This is a genomic window from Mesorhizobium sp. M0698 (assembly GCF_040320455.1).
Classification (GTDB): domain Bacteria; phylum Pseudomonadota; class Alphaproteobacteria; order Rhizobiales; family Rhizobiaceae; genus Mesorhizobium.
Genome location: NZ_JAMYPQ010000060.1, coordinates 1 through 7,100, shown reverse-complemented (window position 1 = coordinate 7,100; position 7,100 = coordinate 1). Strand labels below are relative to the sequence as shown.

Here is a 7,100-nt window from a genome sequence, read left to right as displayed (position 1 = left end):
ACTTCGCTCGTAAGGACGACCTTAAGAGCGCAGCCTCGCTTCCGTGCCATGCTCGCGCAAGGCGGCCCTCGCCGGAGGCGTACGACATGGTCGCGGGCGGTATCGATCTACCCATTTGTGGACTATCCGCGGGGCAAACGCCTGCGGCTTCCGCAATGACCTGCGGCGTTTGCTCGCAATCGATCTGCCTTGACGATCCGCTCTCGACTATGCCGCAAGAGCGGGGATTCTTGTGCACGTTCATTCGATCCTCCGAGAAGCACTGAAGCTTCGACAATTTCAGTCTTTTCGGCCCGGATCGGATGGACCTATAGAAAGCTCACAGCCAGCTTACCTGCAAGCCTGTCAGTCATGGAGTGACCTCACATCAAAACCGGTCGCGCAATTCACGTCAAATCGCGGTGTGGCTTGTCCAGACCGTTCCAGGCAACTGCGCAAAAGCCGCCCACAACGATCTTTGGATCGTTTGTCCAATACCTCCCGCTGGGGTGTTTTCACCGCAGTTTTCTTCTTACTGCCAGTCATAGCTCAAGCCGTTTTTTGAGCAGCCGGAGAGCTCAACGTGACTCCTGGCGCGGTCAGCCGGCAGATCGAATGCAATCGAGGACCGGCGTCCCGCTGTTTACCCGGTTGGGGCTGGCGTGGCTTCTGACAAGCGCGGGCGATGACCTTTGTGGCGTGTTGGCCAGCAGTTTCTCGCGAGCAGCGGATATCGTCCGAAATGTGAAGCGCGGCCGGTCGAAGAACGTCACTCTCGCGTGCTCTGATGCCCTCGCATCGATGTGGTTGATACTACGAATGCTTCTGGACGCGATATCAGGACATTGCCGTTGACGACCTGATTTCGGACAATCCTCGATACTGCCGCCGTGCGGAGGTCGAAGTACGGATCCGCTACGGGTTAGGATGTGGTGGAATGAACATGCTGAACTCCTCTTGGATGAAACAATCTACCCAGTATGGGGCCCGGGTTTGCAAGTAAGCATCGCGTCGCAACGGCGGACTACTTGGCCGACCTCCCTTTGCTATATGTTGACTGGGTGGATCGGGCGGGGCTGGCTGGGACGAGGTCTTACGGCGCGCGGAGGTGCCGCACCGGTCGACACGTGATCGGCGCTTCGGCAAGATCTTCGTTGGCGCTCCAGGCCGCTCAGGCGGACTGGATATTGCCGTTGGCTGGCATCGTCTGGTCAAGGCACCGATCGATGAAGGGAAATTGGTCAGACTGACAGATCTCAAGCTGCCGGCACCTGGCGGCTACTGTCTCACCCTAGGAATGATAAACGCAGGCTTTCCCCTGCCGCCGAGAGGCTCCGTAACCGGATCCGGGAAGTGGCGGCACAAGAACGAGGGACTAGAGCTCCCGTCCAGCGCGCCTCTGCATCGCCCATAGCTTAAGCGGCGCGCCGATCGACTTCAGCGGATCAGGGTATGCGTATTGCTTCAATCTCTTGTTCGACGTCGCAGCCAGGCAGTACGGCATCGTTCGTCTTTGCTCACGAGCGAAGACCTTGACGCGCCGATGATGGTTGCCCTCCCCGGCCACCGAACAGGATCGCGGCAACAGTGCGTCCACACGCGACGTCGGCTTGCCGCCATCAATTCGTTCATTTGAGCACAAGGTGCCCGCGCCATGGAGCAGATCCGCCGGGCCCATGCGATCCCGGTTAAGCGCCTCGACCACAAGCTGATCGAGCATTTGACGATGGAGGAGGTCAGCGCGATCCTCAACGTTCCCTATCTCGCGACACGGGCTGGCGTGCGCAAACCGGCGATGATGCACCTCTGCTTTGTCTGCGGATCCCCGAACTGGTCGGCGTCCTGACGGAAAACCTCTCACTTCAGCATCGCGAGAGCGTGACCATCCGAGGCAAAGGCCGCAAGGAAAGCTGCCAGCCGCTTTGGAAGGACACCACAAGTGTGATCTTCGTGGGTGGCTGAGCGTCGGGGCGAGGTCCGCGTGCCGGAACAGTTCGTCAGCGTCCAAGGTGAGCCGATGACGCGCGGCTCCGAGAGTGTGCTCGACAAGCCCATCCACAAAGCGGCCGAGACCTGCGCATTGCTGCGCAAGCGTAGCTTCTCGCCACACCAGCTCCGGCCGGGTAGATTGTGGCGCCAATGTCGTGCTCGACATAAGCGCCATAGCTGGTCGGTCGTTGTGTTGCAGGCCACCCCACGACGTCGCAAGGTCGCTCTGTGGCTCGGTCATGCCGACGCCCGAACAACGGAAGTCTACCTCCGCATGGATCCTTCCGAAAGCCGGGATCGGTCGAGGCGGTCGCCCCGCCAGCCATCTCGCCCTGGTGGGTCAATCACGCACGGTCATCGCCATCCGGCGACCATGGAGGCGATCCGCGCGGCGACCGAAGCCTACGGCCAGATCATCTTTGCCGAATCCATGTGCCGGCGGAAACGCTGCCCGAAGAATTGGTCGGGCTAGCGCCAACGGGATTGATGCACGTCTTCTATTCCGACAGCGGCTCGACCTCGGTTGAGGTGGCTCAAAGTGGCGCTCGGCCATTTCCATAACAGGGGCGGACCGCGCGACCGAAGCGTGGTGGTGGAACACAGTTATCACGGCGACGCGATCGGCACGCCGTGTCGACCTGGAACGGCGTCTTCAATGCCGCCAATCAGCCCATGCTTTTCGGCGTCGGCCGGCTTGGCTGCCGCCCCGGGCAATAACGATGCCGTGGACGCCCGTGCCGAGCAAGGCGCTCGATCGTGGCGAGGAGGCATCATGATCGAGAATCCTTCCTCGATGAATGGAGAAATGACTGGACGGGTGCGGCGTCGAACACGGAGTGGATTTCTATTTCCAGGCGCGAATGAAAGACGTGAGTTGAACCGCCACTCATAAGAACAAACATGAGATGAAGTAAATCGCGAGTTTACTTTTTTGCGATTGTTGATTGGGAAAGTAATGGTATCTGTGCACGAGCTTGAGACCTACTAACCTTTGAGCAAGTATTACCAGGGAGCAAACGGCCGATGGCAATTCCCGTTGCCCAGGGGCACGTGATCGCACCACCGATCCCGGGCCGGAGATTACGCCGCGATGAATCTATTGGAGAACCGGCCGCCCCTTGACCAGTAGAGGACCCTGATGAAGACGCCTCCATCCCCGCACTTCACCACTATAGACCTGACGGATCATCTCAATGCGACGCGCCGGGACTTGGATTCAGGGTTCGCTAAGAGCGCAGGTGACAACGATTGGAGCGACAGTCTCGTAGGGCCCCAAACGCTTCGAGGCATTCCATTCTTGTTTAGCGAAGCAGTCGGACCTGATACAATCGTGCTTCACCCGGGGGACACCCCTATAAGGCTGGTCCTGCCAGCAGACATAGCCACCTATATAGTGTTTGTTCAGGCCGTCAGAGATCGCCCCGCTTCTACGCCACCAGGTTTTGGCATCGTGCCGGACGACAGCCCATACAGGAAACCGATCGAGAGCAACGAGGTTGGTGGGTTGGTCTCGACGTACACGATCGAGTATGCCAACGGGAGCGCGGCTGATGTACCGATCATTCGAAGGCTCGGGATTCAACAGAGGCACGTCTGTTGGGGCGCGAGCCCCTTTGCGGCGATGCCGGCCTTGGGGCCGCACGTCCATGCGACTCATTGCGAGGACTTCCTCCTTGGAAGGGCACCACGGTTTGAAAATGGAATCACCGCGTGTCGCAACGAATCAGGGCGCCTCAGTGGAGGTGAAAACCTCTGGCTTTACGCTTTGCCAAATCCGCGTCCTCATAGCGAAGTCGTAGGCATCAGGTTGCGGGCGGAAAATGAGGCCTCGCTTATCTATGCGGTATCAACAACGCGGCTTTCGGAACATCCGTTGCGACTTCAAGGCCGGAGAAAGCTGAGAATGCGTCTTCCTGCCGGAGTCAACCTCAACGCCCTGGGAGAACTGGATACCGACGATCGTGGCGATCAAATCGGCATGGATTTGGGGACCGTGATATCAGCGCGCGCCGTCCTTGAGTACTCGCGGTCGGAATGGCAGAGCGATATTCATGACGTGCAACCGACGAGGTCCGAGTCAGAGATCATTGTAGAATACTCCGCTCACCCGGACGCTCGGTTATATATGCGCTCCCATGATCGCAGCTTGTTGGTTCGCGAGCTTCGTTCACTCGAATCTCCGCTTGCCTCAGGCCGCTATCCGCTTGAGGCTCAAGCCATAGAGCCAGCCACCAAGCCCGTACAGTTCTCGATAATTGAAGCGAGTACAGGCCTGCAAGTCGCCGCACGGCTACACATTCACGGTCCGCATGGCGAGTACCTTCCGCCAAGAGGACATCACCGGAAGGTCAACGTCGATGTGTTTCAAGATATCTCCGCCGAATTCGCGAATGATCTTAACCAGTATGCTTATGTGAATGGCGGATGCACAGTCGACTTACCGCTCGGTTCGGTCTTCGTGGAGATAACGAAGGGATTTGAAGTTCAGCCAATTCGTCGCATTGTCGAAATCGATGAGCAAACGGATAGCCTTATCTTCGAACTCGACAACGTGTTGCGTTGGCGGGAACAAGGGTGGGTTACTTCCGATACCCATGTTCATTTCCTGAGCCCGCAGACAGCGTTGCTTGAAGGGCAAGCCGAAGGCGTGAACGTTGTCAATTTGCTCGCGTCGCAGTGGGGCGAATTGATCCACAATGCCAGCGATTTCGATGGCCGGACGACGTTGGGAGCTAAAGACTTCGGTGGTGACGGCGAGTTCTTGGTGCGAGTTGGTACCGAGAATCGACAGCAGGTCTTAGGGCACATATCTCTTCTTGGATATCATGGCAAAATAATCGATCCGCTGTGCGCCGGCGGTGCGGACGAAGCGGCAATCGGTGACCCCTTGGAAACCACGACTGCAGAATGGGCAGAACGTTGCCGACGGCAGGGGGGACTCGTTGTAATGCCCCATGCACCAAGCCCACAGGCCGAGCGTGCGGCGGACATTGTTCTTGGCCTCGTGGATGCCATCGAAGTCATGACATTCAACCCACGAAAGTGGCAGATCGGCCCATCCGCTCTTGCTGACTGGTATCGGTATCTGAATATCGGCTACCAAGTGCCGTTGGTGGCTGGCTCCGACAAGATGGACGCAGCCTCATTGCTAGGCGGGATACGGACATATGCTTATCTGGGCTCCCGAGAATTCACATATCAAAGCTGGATGGGCGCAGTTCGCGGTGGTGACACGTTCATTACAGTCGGCCCGCTCGTAAACATGACGGTCGAAGGGCGACGTCCTGGCAGCAAGATCCAACTCCCCCCTGGAGGCGGTATGGTAGCGGTCACCTGGCAAATTGAGTCGGTCAGCGTTCCGCCGAAACGTGTTGAAGTGATTTGCAACGGAACGGTCGTTGATCAATTTCAGTATGATACGTTGGCGTGTCAAGGGCACACTTCGGTGCGGATTTCGGGATCGTGCTGGCTCGCAATCCGAGTTCGAGGTAGCGTCGCAGGGCGAGATTCGGATATTGCGGCCCATACGAGCTCCGTCTTTATCAAGGTCGGCGAGAAACCAATCTTCGCGACTGGCGACGCTGTGGCAATTCTTGCCCAGATCGAGGGATCAATCGCTTACTTAGACACCCTCGCTCCGAAAACCGACGAACACCGGCATTCACGGATGAGGGCTTCTCTTGAGCTTGCACATCACCGTCTGCACAACCAACTTCACCAACTGGGTGCCAGTCATGAACATACACCGGTCCACTCAGTTCATATGAAACGTGAGCATTAGTAGCGGCGAGCCGCGCCCGAGCAGCTTCGAGCTCCTCCCAACGCGGACCATCTGAATTAAGAGCGGTCGCCTCACGCGGGTCTCCAGAGCGGTCTGGAGACCATCGTCATCAGGATTTCATGCTCAGCTCCAAATGGATGCCAATTAGCACCAACAGAGACTTGGATCGGCGCGCAAAACGGACGCCTCCGCCTTCGGGCACTAGCCGGCGCCGCGCCCAAGTGGGGAGTTGATGCCGCAACCGTTTGCAATAGGTTCGAAAGGAAGGAAAACCACATGACCAAACCTGCTTTCAGGCTCCTCGCAGGAGCGACGTTCCTGGCACTGACGGCCGGGGCTGCCGAGGCACATGTCGGCGTCGGCGACACCAGCGGCTTCGCCCAAGGTTTCTGGCATCCCATCAGCGGGCTGGACCACATCATCGCCATGGTCATGGTCGGGCTCTATGCCGCCCAGCTTGGTGGCAGGGCGATCTGGCTCGTTCCTGCGAGCTTCGTCTGCCTCATTGCCCTCGGCGGAGCGCTGGATGTCGCCGGCATACCGGTGCCGTTGGCTGAACTCGGCATCGGACTCTCCGTCGTCGTTTTGGGGGCTGCGGTTGCGTTCGGGCTGCGGGTCGGGCCTGCCGCCGCCACGGCGTTGGTCGGCTTCTTCGCCATTTTCCACGGCCATGCTCACCGCATGGAAATGCCGGAGACGGTATCCGGTTTGGCCTATGGCGCCGGCTTCGTGGTGGCGACTGCGCTTCTGCACGCGCTGGTTATTGGGGCCGGCTTAGGACTTGGCCGGCAGACAACGGCTCGGGGGAGCACGCTGGTCGAATGCCTGGGCGGCGCGGCCTCGCTGGCAGGGGTCGGGTTGCTCGCGGGCATCCTGTAGAAAACGCGGGGTGGATGTATCAGACAGGGAATCCGTCTGGACTCGGCACAGCCGAACTGCCGGATTCTGCTCGTGGCCAAATTGGAATCCGAACCATGCCCTATGAAAACGCAAAAACCAGTTGCGGCAATCATAGGACAGAAGATCCGGTCTTTCGGAAAATGCACGGCGCCACGGCCTCCTGACTTTTATCGCAACCCTGAAACAGCGCTATCTTAGGGCGCAGGACGATGTGCATCAGGCCTCGCTTGCAATGGCCAAGACGTTCGACGCGTTCGACCTAATCAGACGCCAACAACGGCCGACCTGCCGCCGGCCTGGCGCCATTCATGGCAATTTCTTTGGCTACGAGGCGTGGGCGAGCCGGGCCTACGGATTCGCGGTACCCATCCGGTGAAGACCGCAGACGTGCGTATCCGGTGGCCATGAGCACCTGAGCACCGCGGTGCCGGGTCAAGCTTTCGATGGGGAG

Annotated in this window: 3 protein-coding genes and 1 pseudogene; all 4 read left to right on the top strand. The window is 58.8% G+C overall.

Features of this window, described 5'->3' with window-relative positions; translation table 11 throughout:
- Positions 1-1,633: 1,633 nt before the first annotated feature.
- Positions 1,634-1,825 carry a hypothetical protein gene (locus NKI16_RS33700; RefSeq protein WP_352924757.1) on the top strand — a complete coding sequence of 64 codons (192 nt, stop codon included), beginning with the start codon at positions 1,634-1,636 and terminating at the stop codon, positions 1,823-1,825.
- Positions 1,826-2,289: 464 nt separating this feature from the next.
- Positions 2,290-2,664: pseudogene (locus NKI16_RS33695) on the top strand (aminotransferase class III-fold pyridoxal phosphate-dependent enzyme); the annotation flags it as partial.
- A 1,207-nt stretch (positions 2,665-3,871) separates the two neighbouring features.
- Positions 3,872-5,749 carry a CehA/McbA family metallohydrolase gene (locus NKI16_RS33690; protein ID WP_352924755.1) on the top strand — a complete coding sequence of 626 codons (1,878 nt, stop codon included), beginning with the start codon at positions 3,872-3,874 and terminating at the stop codon, positions 5,747-5,749.
- Positions 5,750-6,025: 276 nt separating this feature from the next.
- A complete protein-coding gene (locus NKI16_RS33685; RefSeq protein WP_352924753.1) occupies positions 6,026-6,628 on the top strand; it encodes a HupE/UreJ family protein in 603 nt (200 codons plus the stop codon).
- The last annotated feature ends 472 nt before the right edge of the window (positions 6,629-7,100 follow it).

What these genes read in the sequence shown, in the direction of transcription:
- NKI16_RS33700 (WP_352924757.1), top strand. Translation starts at nt 1,634, where the DNA reads ATGGAGCAGATCCGCCGGGCCCATGCGATCCCGGTTAAGCGCCTCGAC.
- NKI16_RS33690 (WP_352924755.1), top strand. Translation starts at nt 3,872, where the DNA reads ATGCGTCTTCCTGCCGGAGTCAACCTCAACGCCCTGGGAGAACTGGAT.
- NKI16_RS33685 (WP_352924753.1), top strand. Translation starts at nt 6,026, where the DNA reads ATGACCAAACCTGCTTTCAGGCTCCTCGCAGGAGCGACGTTCCTGGCA.